This window comes from Nocardia rhizosphaerae (assembly GCF_042650365.1).
Classification (GTDB): domain Bacteria; phylum Actinomycetota; class Actinomycetes; order Mycobacteriales; family Mycobacteriaceae; genus Nocardia; species Nocardia rhizosphaerae.
This window is the reverse complement of record NZ_JBHSBA010000007.1, coordinates 609,955-625,575: the sequence shown is the minus strand read 5'-3', so window position 1 is coordinate 625,575 and position 15,621 is coordinate 609,955. Positions and strand designations below refer to the sequence as shown.

Annotated in this window: 11 protein-coding genes; 7 read left to right on the top strand and 4 right to left on the bottom strand. The window is 71.4% G+C overall.

Annotated features, from left to right (window positions below; all coding sequences use genetic code 11):
* The first annotated feature begins 379 nt into the window (after nucleotides 1-379).
* The 3 genes from ACFOW8_RS17605 to ACFOW8_RS17595 all read left to right on the top strand — a co-directional run bounded on the left by ACFOW8_RS17605 (nucleotide 380) and on the right by ACFOW8_RS17595 (nucleotide 3,942).
* A complete protein-coding gene (locus tag ACFOW8_RS17605; protein WP_378551706.1) occupies nucleotides 380-1,123 on the top strand; it encodes a VOC family protein in 744 nt (247 codons plus the stop codon).
* 163 nt (nucleotides 1,124-1,286) lie between these two features.
* Entirely contained in the window at nucleotides 1,287-2,804 is a 1,518-nt protein-coding gene (locus tag ACFOW8_RS17600) for a DUF7782 domain-containing protein (protein WP_378551705.1), read from the top strand.
* A gap of 169 nt (nucleotides 2,805-2,973) precedes the next feature.
* The gene (locus tag ACFOW8_RS17595) at nucleotides 2,974-3,942 is read left to right on the top strand and encodes a sigma-70 family RNA polymerase sigma factor (RefSeq protein ID WP_378551704.1); all 969 of its coding nucleotides are present in this window, start codon (nucleotides 2,974-2,976) and stop codon (nucleotides 3,940-3,942) included.
* A 136-nt stretch (nucleotides 3,943-4,078) separates the two neighbouring features.
* On the opposite strand, the gene ACFOW8_RS17590 is transcribed toward ACFOW8_RS17595, so the two are convergent.
* Nucleotides 4,079-6,826, bottom strand: coding sequence for a bifunctional acetate--CoA ligase family protein/GNAT family N-acetyltransferase (locus ACFOW8_RS17590; RefSeq protein ID WP_378551702.1), 2,748 nt, complete (start codon nucleotides 6,824-6,826; stop codon nucleotides 4,079-4,081).
* Nucleotides 6,819-8,060: an acetoin utilization protein AcuC gene (locus ACFOW8_RS17585; protein ID WP_378551701.1), complete on the bottom strand. Its 1,242-nt coding sequence runs from the start codon at nucleotides 8,058-8,060 to the stop codon at nucleotides 6,819-6,821. Before ACFOW8_RS17585 ends, ACFOW8_RS17590 begins: the two co-directional genes overlap by 8 nt.
* A 129-nt stretch (nucleotides 8,061-8,189) precedes the next feature.
* On the opposite strand from ACFOW8_RS17585, the gene ACFOW8_RS17580 reads away from it, so the two are divergent.
* Nucleotides 8,190-8,876 carry a metal-dependent transcriptional regulator gene (locus ACFOW8_RS17580; RefSeq protein ID WP_378551700.1) on the top strand — a complete coding sequence of 229 codons (687 nt, stop codon included), beginning with the start codon at nucleotides 8,190-8,192 and terminating at the stop codon, nucleotides 8,874-8,876.
* Between the two features lie 3 nt (nucleotides 8,877-8,879).
* Nucleotides 8,880-9,860 (top strand): UDP-glucose 4-epimerase GalE, encoded by a 981-nt coding sequence (gene galE / locus ACFOW8_RS17575; protein WP_378551699.1) that lies wholly within the window; start codon nucleotides 8,880-8,882, stop codon nucleotides 9,858-9,860.
* A gap of 10 nt (nucleotides 9,861-9,870) precedes the next feature.
* On the opposite strand, the gene ACFOW8_RS17570 is transcribed toward galE, so the two are convergent.
* Both ACFOW8_RS17570 and ACFOW8_RS17565 read right to left on the bottom strand, forming a co-directional pair.
* The gene (locus tag ACFOW8_RS17570; RefSeq protein WP_378551698.1) at nucleotides 9,871-11,034 is read right to left on the bottom strand and encodes a DUF4192 domain-containing protein; all 1,164 of its coding nucleotides are present in this window, start codon (nucleotides 11,032-11,034) and stop codon (nucleotides 9,871-9,873) included.
* A 148-nt stretch (nucleotides 11,035-11,182) separates the two neighbouring features.
* Entirely contained in the window at nucleotides 11,183-11,884 is a 702-nt protein-coding gene (locus tag ACFOW8_RS17565; RefSeq protein ID WP_378551697.1) for a sensor domain-containing protein, read from the bottom strand.
* A 197-nt stretch (nucleotides 11,885-12,081) separates the two neighbouring features.
* Between ACFOW8_RS17565 and ACFOW8_RS17560 the strand changes: the two genes are divergently transcribed.
* Nucleotides 12,082-13,026, top strand: a complete 945-nt coding sequence (locus ACFOW8_RS17560; RefSeq protein ID WP_378551696.1) for a PAC2 family protein — start codon at nucleotides 12,082-12,084, stop codon at nucleotides 13,024-13,026.
* Nucleotides 13,027-13,052: 26 nt separating this feature from the next.
* On the top strand, nucleotides 13,053-15,551 hold the full coding sequence (locus tag ACFOW8_RS17555; RefSeq protein ID WP_378551695.1) for a DEAD/DEAH box helicase: 2,499 nt from the start codon (nucleotides 13,053-13,055) through the stop codon (nucleotides 15,549-15,551).
* Nucleotides 15,552-15,621: the final 70 nt, after the last annotated feature.

The following is a 15,621-nucleotide window of genomic DNA, read 5'->3' as shown; positions in this document are numbered from 1 at the left end:
CGGTCCCGGCCCGGCCGCGAGGAGAGTCGCTGGGCGCTCCCGCGTCCGGCGGCCGGGTCCCGCTTCTGCCGCAGGCGTCCGGGCCCGCGCCCAGCCATCACGCACACCAGCCCCCAGCGACCCTCCTCGCGGACGACCACTCGCGGCCTGGCCTTCCTCTCCGCAGCTTGCCTCGACCCCGCGGCCGGGGTCGTGGCCAGGTTCGGGGTCTCGCCACCGTTTTCCGGCGTCCGGCGATCCAGGTGTCCAGCTTTCGCGTCCCGGTGCCACGGGCCGGGTCGGCTCGCGGCCCGGCGGCGTCCGGATACGCTTTCCCTGTAGCGATTTCGACCGGGTGGCCGTGTGGTGTGCTCCGGCATCGGCGTTCGAGGAGGCACTGGTGATTCGGTGGATGTGGGCGTTTCTGGATCGGCCTGCCGAGTCCTTCGACGAGTGCGTGCGCTTCTGGGCCACCGTCACCGGGTCGACGGTGTCGGCACCACGTGGCGAGCGCGGCGAGTTCGTGACACTGCTGCCCGAGCGGGGACAGGCGTGGGTGAAGATGCAGGCGGTGGGTGACGGGGGTGGGATCCACCTGGATCTGGATGTCGACGATGTCGCGGCCGCGGTCTCCGTGGCGACCCGGCTCGGCGCGACCGTCCGCACCGTCGAACCGGACTACACGGTGCTGACATCGCCAGCCGGGCAGACCTTCTGCTGCACGCCGTATCGCCGCGAGGCCCCAGCGCTCACCGCCGTCGTCACCGCGCCGGACGGTACCCGCACCCGCCTCGACCAGATCTGCCTCGATCTGTCCGCCGCCGACCTCACCGTCGACACCGTGTTCTGGCAGGAGCTCACCGATTGGCCGCTGTCGCCGGGCCGCCGTCCGGAGTTCGCCCGGCTACGTGGCGGGGACGGACCACTGCAGTTCCTCCTGCAGCGCCTCGACACCCCGCGCCCGGCAGGCGCCCACGTCGACCTGGCCAGCACCGACATCGCAGCCACCGCGGCCTGGCACGAATCTCTCGGCGCGACCCATGTCGCCGACGGATCGGGGTGGATCGTGCTGCGCGATCCGAGCGGCACCACGTACTGCGTCACCGGCCGCGACCCCGACACCGGCTTGCTCCCCACTCACTGACCGGACCACCTCCGCCGCGGAGCCGCGAACGCACCGCACAGGGAGAGATCCGCCGCCGATTCGGTGACCGGCCGACGTCACCGGAGACCGCGCCACGCGGCACCTTCGCGACGCGGAGCAGCGGGCGGTCGGGGGCCGCGCGTGTTGCTGGCAGAGTGAGCGTGTGACGACCAACCACACTGCCACCGGTTCCCTGCTCACCGCGCTGTGCCCCGATCTGCGCACCGCGCTGGTCCGGGTCGGGTACGACGCCGACACGCTGCTCGACGTGCTCGGGCCCGATGTGCACGCGGCGCTCGGTCGCTCGGAGCCGGTCCCGGTGCGGCGGGCCGCGCGGGCTGCTGGTGAGCTGGGCACGCTCATCCGGCTGCTGCTGCTCGGTGACGCGCTGCCGGAGCGCGCGGTGGCGGCGGCGCTGGCACCGGTGCGGATCGATGCCGCGGTCGCGGCGGGCCTGCTGGTCCGCGCCGGTGACGAGGTGATGGCGGCACTGGACCTGCGACCGCTCGACACCGGCGCCGGCACGCGCTGGATCCTGTCCGACCTCGACGATTCGATGCGCAGGCGCACCCTCACCGAGGACCACGTGCTCGGCGTCGGCCACGCGTCGCTGTCACTGCTGCGGGCCACCCCCACCGAACCGGTCGGCACCGTGCTCGACCTCGGTACCGGCTGCGGTGTGCAAGCCGTGCACGCGGCGAGCTACGCGGGCCGGGTGACCGCCACCGACGTCAACGGGCGAGCCCTGTGGCTGGCCGAGGCGACGGCCGCACTCAACGACCTCGACATCGACCTGCTGGAGGGCTCCTGGTTCGAGCCGGTCGCCGGGCGGCGCTTCGATCAGATCGTGGCCAATCCGCCGTTCGTGGTCGGCCCGGCCCGGATCGAGCACACCTATCGGGACTCCGGGCTCGCACTCGACGGCGCCAGCGAACTGGTCATCGGACAGGCGCCGGATTTGCTCGCCCCCGGCGGCACCGCGGCGATGCTCGCGGCGTGGGCGCATGTCGACGGGCAGGACTGGCGGCAGCGGGTGTCGTCGTGGCTGCCTGCACACGGCGTCGACGCGTGGGTCGTGCAACGCGACGTGGCCGACCCCGGCCTCTATGTCGGCACCTGGCTGCGCGACGCGGGCCTGGATCCGCGCGATCCGGCCGCGCAGAAGCGCGCCGAACAGTGGCTGGCCGCCTTCGAGGCCGCCGATGTCGACGGCATCGGCTTCGGTTTCGTCTACCTGCACGCCATCGATGGCCCCACCGAACTGCTGGCCGAGGACCTCACCCACGGCTTCGACGATCCGCTCGGCGGGGAGGTCGCGTCCTATTTCGCGCGGTCGGCCTGGCTGCGCGCTGTCGCCGCCGACGAGAATCTCGCGCTGACCTCCCGATTCGCGCCGAGTCCCGCCACCGCGCTGGAACGGGTGTACCTGCCCGGCGAGGACGGCTGGACCGAACAGGTGGCCCGGCTGCATCGCGGCGACGGCCCCCGCTGGCAGCACGAGGTCGACGACGCGACGGTGGCCCTGGTCGCGGGAATGCGACCGGACGGTCTTCCGTTATACGAGCTGCTCGAACTGCTGGCTCTCGCCGACGGCGCCGAGCAGGTGACGCCCGAGTTCGCCGCCGAGGCCGTGCGCGTCGTTGCCGGGTTGGTGCGCCACGGACTGGTACGGCCGGTGTAAACGCATCGCTCGAGTGGGCTCGGTTCCGCGGCGGCGCGCTTCTCAGGAACTTCTCAGCCGTAGGGGTGGGAACCTGCAGCTCAGAGCTGTTTATCGCCGACCGGATCGGGAACTTTCTTTAAGTCGGGTCCGTTGATCGGAGTGAGACACCACCGACAGGAGGCAAGTCATGACAAGCCCCGCCACTACTCGTGTGCGCCCCAGCGAGTCCGATATCGACGCCCAGAGCCCCGCCGCCGACCTGGTACGCGTGTACCTGAACGGAATCGGCCGCACGGCACTGCTCACGGCGGCCGACGAGGTCGAACTGGCCAAGCGTATCGAGGCGGGCCTGTATGCCCAGCACCTGCTCGAGACCGGTAAGCGGCTATCGGCCACTCGCAAGCGTGATCTGGCGATCCTGGTCCGCGAGGGGCAGGCCGCCCGCTCGCACCTGCTCGAAGCCAACCTGCGGCTGGTCGTATCGCTGGCCAAGCGCTACACCGGCCGCGGCATGCCGCTGCTCGACCTGATCCAGGAGGGCAATCTCGGACTCATCCGCGCGATGGAGAAGTTCGACTACGCCAAGGGCTTCAAGTTCTCCACCTACGCCACCTGGTGGATCCGGCAGGCCATCACCCGCGGCATGGCCGACCAGAGCCGCACCATCCGGCTGCCCGTGCACCTGGTCGAGCAGGTCAACAAGCTCGCGAGGATCAAGCGGGAACTGCACCAGCAGCTCGGCCGTGAGGCCACCGACGCCGAACTCTCCCTCGAATCCGGTATTCCGGAGGAGAAGATCGCCGACCTGCTCGACCACAGCCGCGACCCGGTGAGCCTGGACATGCCCGTCGGCAACGACGAGGAAGCACCGCTCGGCGATTTCATCGAGGACTCCGAGGCCACCTCCGCCGAGAGCGCGGTGATCGCCGGCCTGCTGCACCACGACGTGCGCAGCGTCCTTGCCACGCTCGACGAGCGCGAGCAGCAGGTGATCCGCCTGCGCTTCGGCCTCGACGACGGCCAGCCGCGAACTCTCGACCAGATCGGCAAGCTGTTCGGCCTGTCCCGCGAGCGGGTCCGCCAGATCGAACGCGAGGTCATGTCCAAACTGCGCAAGGGTGAGCGCGCCGACCGGCTGCGCGCCTACGCCAGCTGACCCTCCCGAAACCCGACGGCCCTTGGCGGGGTCGTCCTCCGAAACGCCGACCGGTGTCCGCGACTCCACCCCTCCGGGGCCGCGAGCCGGTCGGCGTTGTCCGTCGCCGGGGACCGGCCCGCGGATCGGCACCCGGTCAGGCCAGCCGCCGGGGCCCGGTGTCGAAACGGCTCGGTTCCGGCCCGATCCGCACCCTGGCGTAGATGATCTCCGCCGACGACGGCGCGGCGAGCACCGGGTCACAGGACAGTTCCCGCAGTTGCGGGATGTCGTCGAACAGTGCCGAAATGCGCTGCGCCAGCTCGGCGAGCGCGGCCTTGTCCACCGCGGGCCCCGCCGGACCACCGGACAGCAGCGGCGCGGCGCGCGGCGCGTCGATCAGGGCGGCGGCCTCGGCTTCGGTGAGCGGCAGTGCCCGGTAGGCGCGATCCCCGAGCAGGTCGATGATCAGACCGGACAGGCCGAACTCGATCACCGAACCGAACGACGGGTCGTCGGTCACCCGCAGCACACAGCCGACGCCCTTGGTCGCCATCTTCTGCACATGCAGCAGCGGGTCGCCACAGATCGCCACCAGATCGGTGTAGGCCTGCCGGACGGCCTCCGGGCCCCACAGGTCCAGCCGAACTCCGATGAGGTCGGGGCGACGCCGCCACAGCTCGCCGGTCGCCTTGGCGGCGACCGGATAGCCGAGTTCCGCGGCGGCCGCCACCGCCTGCTCGGCATCGCGCACCGCGCGGAATTCCACCACCTCGATGCCGTAGCAGCCGAGCAGCCGAACCGCCTCCTCGTCGGTCAGCCAGCGCCCGCCCGATTCGGCGAGCCAGCCGTCGACCAGCGCCGCGGCGGCCGCGGTATCTATGCCGGGCGGACGAACGACCGGGGACAGCGGCCGGTCCCGCCAGCGCGCGTAGCGCTCGACCCTGGCCAGCGCCCTGGCCGCGCGTTCGGGGTCGGGGTAGGACGGGATCGAACCGCGTGCAGGCGCGCCGCCGGTCGAGCGGACCGCGAGCAGCTCGGGGATGCCCGATTCGGCGACGAAGGTGGTGAGTACCGGCTTGTCCCGATCGGGGGCGGCGGCCGCCGCGGCCCGCAGCGCGTCGGCGAACCCGGCCATCGGCACCGGCACCGGCGGGGCGACGACGACGATCACGGCGTCGACCTCGTCGCTGCGCAGCGCCGCGAGCACCGACTCGCGGTAGTCGGCAGGGGTGGCCTCGGGCCCCAGATCCACCGGCCCGGCTACGCCCGCACTCGCCGAACCCCGCTCGGTCGGGCGCGCGCCCGGCCCGCGATCGACGGCGGTCGCGGGCCGGTACACCCGCAGCCCTTCACCGTTGGCGGCGTCGATGGCCAGCCAATTCAGCGCGGCGCTGTTGCCGACCACCGCGACGCGCGGCCCGCGCGGCAGTGGCTGACAGGCCAGCAGCGCGGCGCAGTCGAACAATTCGGAGATGGAGTCCACCTGGACCACCCCGGCCTGGGTGAACAGGTCGCGCACCACGGTGCGATCCATGTCGGCACCCGCGGCGAGTCTGCCGCTGCTCACCGCCACGATCGGCTTGCCGCGCGCCACCCGCCGCGCCAGCCGGGAGAACTTGCGCGGGTTACCGAAGCTCTCCAGGTACAGCAGGATCACCTCGGTATCGGCGGCGGTATCCCAGTACTGCAGCAGATCGTTGCCGGAGACATCGGCGCGATTGCCCGCCGAGACGAAGGTCGACAGACCGAGGTTGCGGGCGGCGGCCTCACCGAGAATCGCCGCGCCGAGCGGACCGGACTGGCAGAAGAAGCCGATCCGCCCACGGCCGGGCAGGACCGGCGCCAGCGTGGCGTTCAACCCGACCGCCGGATCGGTGTTGGCGATGCCGAGCGCGCTCGGACCGACCACCCGCATGCCGTGTCCGCGCGCCGCGGCCACCAGATCGTGCTCGGCGGCCAGCCCGGCGGGCCCGGTCTCCCCGAAACCGGCCGTCAGCACGACCAGCCCCTTGACGCCCTTGGCCATGCAGTCGTCGAGCACCGATCCGATCGCGGCGGGCGGTACCGCCACCACCGCCAAGTCGACCTCGTCGGGGATCTCGCGCACGGTGGCGTAGGCGCGCACGCCGCGCACCGACCGCCGGTTCGGGTTCACCGGGAAGACGGGCCCGCTGAACCCACCGGCCAGCAGATTCGCCAGTACGGCGCCACCGACTCTGGTGTGCTCCGGCGACGCCCCGATCACCGCGACGGAGCCGGGCGCGAGCAGGTTGCCGACGCTGCGCGCCTCCGAGGCCGCCTCCCGCGAATCCCGCACGGTGCGCAGCGCCTCGGTGGGGTCGATGGCGAATTCGAGATGTACCTCGGCGCCGTCGCGGCTGCGCTGCAGCTGATAGCCGGCCTCGCGGAACACCGTGATCATCGCCTCGTTCTCGGCGAGTACCTCGGCCACGAACGCCACCACCGCGTTCTCGGCCGCCGCACCGGCGAGGTGTTCGAGCAACACCGAGCCGAGCCCGCGGCCCTGATGCTCGTCGGCCACCACGAAGGCGACCTCGGCCGCGCGCGGTCCCGGCCGGGTGAGCAGCTCGTACCTGGCGACGCCGATGATCGCGTCACCGAGCAGCGCGACCAGCCCAACCCGGTCGCGGTGGTCGACGTGCGTGGTGCGATACATGTCCTTGGCCGAGATCTGCGGATACGGGCCGAAGTAGCGCAGATATCGGGTGCGCTCGGACAGCCCCGCGTGGAAGGCCGCCAGTGCCGGCGCGTCGGTGGGCATGATCGGGCGCACCCGGACCACGCCGCCGTCGGCGGCGAGCACGTCGGCGTTCCACTGCTGCGGCGGCACAGGCGGATTTGCCGGGGTGTCGGGGGTGTCCGGCAGCAGCGGCTCAGTCACGGGGATCCTCCGGGTCGAGGCCGAGCAGGGCGAAACTCGCCCGCCGGGTGGCCGTGATGGCGGTGTCGACCGCCCGCTGGGCGCGGATCTGGGCCGCGTCACCGATATCGGGCGTGCCGCCGGGTCCGTCCCACGGCCGGTAGTCGGTGTCGCCACCGTCGCTCATGCTCGCCGGTGGCTGCACGCGTGGTGCGGCGGCGCGCACCTGCTCGATCCAGTCGGCGGGTACCGGGGTCGGCGGGGGCAGCGGCCGGTCGAGCGCCGCGGCGAGCAGGTGGGTCCAGGCCCGTGGCACGACCCGGACCACTCCGTAGCCACCGCCGCCGACCGCCAGCCACCGGCCCTCGGCATACCGGTCGGCGAGATCGCGCATGGCCAGGAACGCCGCCCGCTGCCCGTCGACGGTCAGCTCCAGATCGGCGAGCGGATCCTCCCGATGGGTGTCGACCCCGCACTGGCTGACGACGATCTGCGGCCGGAACGCCGCCACCGCACCAGGCACCACCGCGTGGAAGGCGCGCAGCCACTGAGCATCCCGGGTGCCCGGCAGCAACGGCAGGTTGACCGAGGTGCCCTCCGCCGCGCCGAGCCCGGTCTCGGTCGGCCACCCGGTGTTGGGCCACAGCGTCGCCGGATGCTGGTGCAGCGAGATCGTGAGCACACGCGGATCGGCGTAGAAGGCGCGCTGCACGCCGTCACCGTGGTGGACGTCGACGTCGATGTAGGCGATGCGGTCGAAGCCGTGGTCGAGCAGCCACGAGATCGCGATCGCGGCATCGTTGTACACGCAGAACCCCGCTGCCGAATCCGGCATGGCGTGGTGCATTCCGCCGCCGATGCTCACCGCCCGCCTGGTCCGCCCCGCGGCGATCTCCCCGGCCGCGGCCATGGTGCCGCCGACGATCACCGAGGCCGCCTCGTGCATGCGCGGGAAGACCGGATTGTCGGCGGTGCCCAGGCCGTAGGCGGTGTCCTCCGGCATCGGTGGTCCCTCGCCCGCCCGGCGGACCGCCTCGATGTAGGCGCTGCTGTGCACCCGCAACAGATCGGTCTCGGTGGCCGCGCCGGGAGCGAGTGGCTCGACACCGTCGAGGACTCCCAGACTTTCGGCCAGCGACATGGTGAACTGCAGTCGCGCCGGTTTCATCGGGTGCTCCGGTGTCCAGGTGTAGCCGAGGAATCGCTCGGTCCACACGACGGTGCCCGGCTCGGTACTGCGCGGCGACGTGAGCATGATCGCCACGCTAGCCGGAAGCTGCGAACCCCGTGTGGCGTTGACATGCAGTAGAAATAGGTCCGCTGGTCCGACGGGCGGACCGGCGTTCGCGCGTGGGTAGAATTCATGCCGACGAAGGGGTAACAGGTGAAGGATCTGGTCGACACCACGGAGATGTATCTCCGTACCATCTACGACCTCGAGGAAGAGGGCGTCGTGCCGCTGCGTGCGCGCATCGCCGAGCGGCTCGAGCAGAGTGGTCCGACGGTGAGCCAGACGGTCGCGCGGATGGAACGCGACGGCCTGCTGCTCGTCGCGGGCGACCGCCACCTCGAGCTCACCGACAAGGGCCGCGCCATGGCGGTCGCGGTGATGCGCAAGCACCGGCTCGCCGAGCGATTGCTGGTCGACATCATCGGCCTCGACTGGCAGAACGTGCATGCCGAGGCGTGTCGCTGGGAGCACGTGATGAGCGAGGAGGTCGAGCGGCGCCTGATCGAGGTGCTCAACCATCCGACGACCTCGCCCTACGGCAACCCCATACCCGGCCTCGACGAACTGGGCATCGGTGAGATCTCCGCCGCCGAGGAGACCCTGGTGCGGCTGTCCGACCTGCCCAACGGCGCCCTGCACGCCGTGGTGGTGCGGCGCCTGGCCGAACACATCCAGACCGACCCGGAGGTGATCGGGCGGCTGCGGGAAGCGGGCGTGGTGCCCGATGCGCGCGTCACCGTGGAGACCAAGCCGGGCGCGGTGCTGATCACGGTGCCAGGGCACTCCGGGTACGAATTGTCCGAGGAGATGGCGCACGCCGTCCAGGTGAGGCTGGTCTGAGTCGTGAAACTTCTGGTCACCGGCGGCGCCGGCTACGTGGGCGGCGGCTGCGCCGCCGTTCTGCTCGATCAGGGCCACGAGGTGGTCGTCGTCGACGACCTCTCGACCGGGAACGCCGACGGCGTCCCCGCCGGTGCCCGTTTCGTCGACGGTGACATCGCGTCGGCGGCGCCGGAGCTGCTGCGCGCCGAATCCTTCGACGGCGTCCTGCATTTCGCGGCACAGTCGCTGGTCGGCGAGTCGGTGGAGCAGCCGGAGAAGTACTGGCAGGGCAATGTGGTCAAGACGCTGACCCTGCTGGAGGCGATCCGCGAGACCGCGACGCCACGCCTGGTGTTCTCCTCCACCGCGGCGGTGTACGGCGAGCCCGAGCAGGTGCCGATCACCGAGGACGCGCCCACCCGACCCACCAATCCCTACGGTGCGAGCAAGCTGGCGATCGATCACGCGATCACCTCCTACGCGGTCGCGCACGGTCTGGCCGCGACAAGCCTGCGCTACTTCAATGTGGCGGGTGCCTACGCCGGTCTCGGCGAGAACCGCGTGGTGGAAACGCATTTGATCCCCCTCGTGTTGCAGGTGGCACTCGGCCACCGCAAGGCCATCTCCGTCTACGGCACCGACTGGCCGACGCCGGACGGTACCTGTGTGCGCGACTACATCCACATCCGCGATCTGGCGCAGGCGCATCTGCTCGCGCTGTCGTCGGCGCAGCCCGGCAGCCACCGGATCCTGAATCTCGGTTCGGGCACCGGGTTTTCGGTGCGCGAGGTGATCTCGGCGTGCGAGCGGGTCACCGGGTTGCCGATCGAGGCGATCGACGCGCCGCGCCGCGCCGGAGATCCGGCGGTGCTCATCGCCTCCAGTGATCGCGCGATCGCCGAGCTCGGGTGGCGGCCCGAGCACAACGATCTCGACGAGATCGTCACCGACGCCTGGGATTTCCTGCGTTCGCTCGGCGACAAGGCCCACAGCGCCCGCTGACCGGCGGCGGTCACGGCCCGATCGGGCCGAGGTCGACGCCGAGGTCGGCGGCGACCTGCCGACCGCAGTGCGCCAGAGTGCGCAGTCGTTCCGGGCGCAGACCGCTCTGCAGCGAGGTCTCCAGCAGCACCGCCATCGGATGGTCGGCGTCCGCGTCCACCGCAGCGGCGAGCGCGACGCCGGCGAACGGGCCGTCGCCGCGCAGGTAGGCGCTGAATCCCAGTAGCGCCGCGGCTTCGGCGCGGTCCGATCCCGGGGTGGCGCGCGCGAGTTGCGCCCACAGCTGCTCGGCGGCTTCGGCGTGATCGCCGAGCGCCAGTCCGTACATCGCGTCGCGGATCGGCCGGTCCCGCAGGACCGCGGCGAGCCGGGCGAGTTCGCGGTCGGCGCGCGGTTCGCCGGACTCGGTGCCCGCGATCTGCCACAGCACCCATTCCAGCGCGCGGCGCTGGTAAGCCACGGCCGCGCCGGTCCTCGTCGCGGCGGTGAGCCCGCCGCGATACCGGGCCACCGCGGGCCCGAGCCAGGTCACCACCCTGGCGCAGCGCGCGGTGTCGGGCACGACCAGCGCCGTGAGGTCGCCTCGGGAGGCGCGGATCTGGCGTCCGTCGAGCACGTGCGACAGCGCGACCGGGGAGGACTCCGGGTCGCCGACGAGCCCGCCCGCTCGCTCGAACAGGCTGTGATAGCGCGCGCCCGCCGTGATCGCGGGCACCGACCAGGCCCCGCGCACCGCGATCCCGGCGCCGCCGAACGCCTCGACCAACGCGGCCGCCCGTCCCGCCGCCGCGGCCCGCGACCCGGCACGGTCGTCGACGAGCACCGCGAGCACCGCCTCGGTCTGTTCCCGCAGACAGATCGAGGCCACACACGCGGTGAGCTGCTCGGCGCGCGACGGATCGGTGAGCCCGTCCAGATCGAACCGCACCACCGCCTCGATCGCGCTCGGGCCGGTGCGCGCGGGCTCGTGCAGAATCGCTACCACGAGCGAGCGCTCCGGGACGAAGCCGAGCATGGCGGGCAGCGCGGCGATCAGCGCGCCCGGATCGTCGACCCGCAGCGGCGGTGGCGGCCGACGGCCGGGATAGCCGGGAGCCGCTTCGGCGCAGGTGAGGGCGCGGCGGAAGGGGGTGGGCGAGCCGGCGCGGCGAGTGGTGTTCGTCGAAGGTGTCATGCCTCAACAGTGCTCGCCGCCCCGCTCGGGCACGCCACCGCGACCTGGGCTTTCTCTCGCCCTGTTGACAGTGTCCGGCCTGTGGAGCGGCGCCGGTCGCGGGGCGCAGCGGGGCCCGACCTTGTCACCGCCGCGTGGTATCGGCCGTTCAGCCCCCGCGGACGCCGCGCACCGCGGTCGCGAACATCTCGTCGACGGCGGCCTGGTCGGGGCTGCCCCCGCCGAAGGTCATCGAGGTCACCGTGATCCTGACATCGCCGATCTGGCCGATCGAGGTCTGCATGGTCTGAGTCAGCCCGGCGCCACCGACATCGGGAATCACAGTGCGCCGCAACGATATCGCGTCATCTGCGCCGACCGGAACCGTCGCGTCGACGGCGGTGGTGACCGTCGCGACGGCGCCGGCCCGGCCGACCCGGATCCGTTCGCATCCGGCCAGCCGGTCACGAACCCCGGCGAGCTGTTCGGTGGTGCGCGACAACTCGACGGTCAGGGTCGCGCGCCGCACGTCGTCGCTGCCGACCGCCACCGCGGCGGGCTCGCCGTCGGGATCGGGCTCAGGGGGTGTACACGACACCGGCTGCACGCTCGCACCCGCCCCGACCCCGTCCAGATCCCCCGCCGCCGCGGCCGCCGCCTGCGGCGTGAGCACGACCGCCGGATAGCGGGCGGGGAAGCGCTGCGGGGTGGGCAGCAGATCAGCCAGTGCGCCCGCCACGTGCCGCGCCGCCGTCGCACTCTGGGCGACCGGCGTCCCGCTGATCCGCTCGCCACAGCCGGTCAGCGCCACCGCCGTGCCTGCGAGCACCAGGGCCAGTGCACCGGCCCGCGTCGTTTCGGCCACGTTCACCCCACCCACTGTGCCGCACCGGCGCGGGGCCGGGCCGCAGCGCCACGCCGCCGGGGAATGCCGAGGCAGGCGGAGTGGTTGTCCCACCATGACGAGCCGTCCTCCGGCCGTGTGCGACGAGTCTGCTCGCGTGGGGGACAATGGAAAGGCCTCCCCCGCCCTCGAGCGTCGGTGGACCGCGCAGGAAGGAGTACGCGATGGACGATCAGTCGCACATGTACGAGCTGGAGTTCCCGGCACCGCAGCTGTCGGCCGACGACGGCGCGGGCCCGGTGCTGGTGCACGGGCTCGAGGGTTTCACCGATGCCGGTCACGCCGTGCGCCTGGCGACCACCCACCTGCGCGAGAGCCTGGAATCGGAACTGGTCGCCTCCTTCGACGTGGACGAGTTGCTCGACTATCGTTCGCGCCGTCCGCTGATGACGTTCAAGACCGATCACTTCTCGGAGTACTCCGAGCCCGAGCTGAACCTGTGGGCGCTGCGCGACACCGCGGGCACCCCGTTCCTGCTGCTGGCCGGACTGGAGCCGGATCTGCGCTGGGAGAAGTTCACCACCGCGGTGCGGCTGCTCGCCGAGCAGCTCGGCGTGCGCCGTACGATCGGGCTCTCGGCGATCCCGATGGCCATCCCGCACACCCGCCCGCTCGGGGTCACCGCGCACTCCTCGGACCGTTCACTGATCGGTGACCATCAGCGCTGGCCGGGTGAGTTGCAGGTGCCGGGCAGCGCGTCCTCGCTGCTCGAGTTCCGGATGGCCCAGCACGGGCACGAGTCGCTCGGTTTCTCGGTGCACGTGCCGCACTACCTGGCCCAGACCGACTACCCGGAGGCGGCGCAGACGCTGCTGGAGAACGTAGCCGACAACGCCGGCCTCGAACTGCCGCTGGCCGCGCTCGGCGAGGCGGCGGCGCGGGTGCGCGAGCAGGTGGCCGAGCACATCGCAGGCAACGAGGAGGTGGAGACGGTCGTGACCGCGCTGGAACGCCAGTACGACAGTTTCGTCACCGCCCAGGAACGCCAGTCCAGCCTGCTGGCCGGCGACGGCGAACTGCCCAGCGGCGAGGAGCTCGGTGCCGAGTTCGAGCGTTTCCTGGCCGAACAGGGCGGTTACGACGACACCCCCGGTGACGACCGAACCTGATCCGGCCACCCACTAGGGTGGTCGGAGTGGATCTGACCGACCTGCTGGAAATACCAGGGACCGACGCCGACGCGCTCTACGAGTCGTTCGCGGCGTGGGCCGCCGAGCAGGGTACGTCGCTGTATCCGGCGCAGGACGAGGCGCTGATGGAGCTGGCCTCGGAATCCAACGTCATCCTGGCCACGCCGACCGGGTCCGGCAAGTCGCTGGTCGCGGTGGGCGCGCACCTGTTCGCGATGGCCAACGGGCAGCGCAGCTACTACACCGCGCCGATCAAGGCGCTGGTGAGCGAGAAGTTCTTCGCGCTGTGCGAGGTGTTCGGCGCAGAGAACGTCGGCATGGTCACCGGGGACGCGGCCGTCAACGCCGACGCGCCGATCATCTGCGCCACCGCGGAGATCCTGGCAAACCTGGCGCTGCGCGAAGGTGCCGACGCCGATATCGGCCAGGTGGTGATGGACGAGTTCCATTTCTACGCCGATCCCGATCGCGGCTGGGCCTGGCAGGTGCCGATCCTCGAACTGCCGCGCGCGCAGTTCCTGCTGATGTCGGCCACCCTGGGCGAGGTCGACTTCTTCGCCACCGATCTCGAGCGCCGCACCGGCCGGGCCACCGCGGTGGTCGCGGGCACTGAACGTCCTGTCCCGCTGACGTTCTCGTATGTACGCACACCGATCACCGAGACCATCGAGGAACTGGTCACCACCCATCAGGCGCCGGTCTATGTCGTGCACTTCACCCAGGCCGCGGCGCTGGAGCGGGCGCAGGCGCTGACCAGCGTGAACTTCGCCAGCCGGGCCGAGAAGGACGCGATCGCCGCCGCCATCGGCGAGTTCCGCTTCGCGTCCGGTTTCGGCAAGACCCTCTCGCGGCTGATCCGGCACGGCATCGGCGTGCACCACGCGGGCATGCTGCCCAAATATCGCAGACTGGTGGAGAAGCTCGCCCAGGACGGGCTGCTGAAGGTGGTGTGCGGCACCGACACCCTCGGGGTCGGTATCAATGTGCCGATCCGCACCGTGCTGTTGACCGGGCTCACCAAGTTCGACGGGGTGCGCACCCGCAGGCTCAAGGCGCGCGAGTTCCATCAGATCGCCGGGCGGGCCGGGCGCGCCGGGTTCGACACCATGGGCACGGTGGTCGTGCAGGCCCCCGAGCACGAGGTGGAGAACGCGCGGCTGCTGGCCAAGGCGGGCGACGATCCGAAGAAGCAGCGAAAGGTGCAGCGCCGCAAGCCCCCCGAGGGTTTCGTGTCCTGGAGCGCGGAGACCTTCGACCGGCTCGTCGCCGCGCAGCCCGAGCCGATGGTGTCCCGCTTCAGCGTCACGAACGCCCTGCTGCTCAATGTGATCGCCCGCCCCGGCAACTGTTTCGACGCCATGCGGCATCTGCTCGAGGACAACCACGAGCCACGACCGGCCCAGCGCAGGCACATCCTGCGCGCGATCCGGCTCTATCGCGCTCTGCGCGATGCCGGTGTGGTGCAGCAGCTCACCGAACCGGACAGCACGGGACGGATGGCGCGCCTCACCGTCGACCTGCAACGGGATTTCGCCCTCGACCAACCGCTGTCGCCGTTCGCGCTGGCCGCCTTCGAGCTGCTCGACCGCGAAAGTCCCACCTACACCCTGGATGTGGTGTCGCTGATCGAGGCCACCCTGGAGGACCCGCGCCAGCTGCTGATGGCGCAGCAGCACAAGGCGCGCGGTGCCGCGGTGGCCGAGATGAAAGCCGACGGCATCGACTACGAGGAGCGGATGGAGCTCCTGGAAGAGGTCACCTGGCCCAAGCCGCTGGCCGAGCTGATCGAGCCCGCCTTCGATACCTACCGGGCCGGGCACCCCTGGGTCTCGGAGTTCGCGCCCTCCCCCAAATCGGTGGTCCGCGACATGATCGAGCGGGCGATGACCTTCGCCGAGCTGATCTCGTTCTACGAGCTGGCCCGCTCGGAGGGCGTGGTGCTGCGCTATCTGGCCGACGCCTACCGCGCGCTGCGGCGCACCGTGCCCGATGCCGCGCGCACCGAGGAACTCGACGACCTCACCGAGTGGCTGGGCGAGCTGATCCGCCAGGTCGACTCGAGCCTGCTCGACGAGTGGGAGCAGCTCACCAACCCCGGCGCCGAGACCGACGCCGAGCAGATCGCCTTCGGCGCCGAGGCGGTGCGGCCCATCTCGGCCAATGAACGCGCCTTCAAGGTGCTGGTGCGCAACGCGATGTTCCGCCGGGTCGAGCTGGCGGCCAGGCGGCGCTGGGACGAGCTGGACGAGCTCGGCACCGGCCCGGAGTGGGAACAGGAGCTGGAGCCGTACTTCGCGGAGTACGCCGGGATCGGCACCGGCCCGGACGCGCGCGGCCCGCAGCTGTTCCAGGTGGAGCGGCGGCCCGGGTTCTGGCACGTCCGCCAGGTGCTCGACGACCCGGCGGGCAATCATGGCTGGGCGCTCACGGCCATCGTCGACCTGGCCGAATCCGATGCCGCGGGCGAAGTCGTGTTCGACGAGGTCACCGTCACCGCCGGGTGACTATGACGAATGTTTGACGGATTCGTTATTGGGTAGGAGCCGCTGATAGTCTCTCCCGGCCGCCGACCGA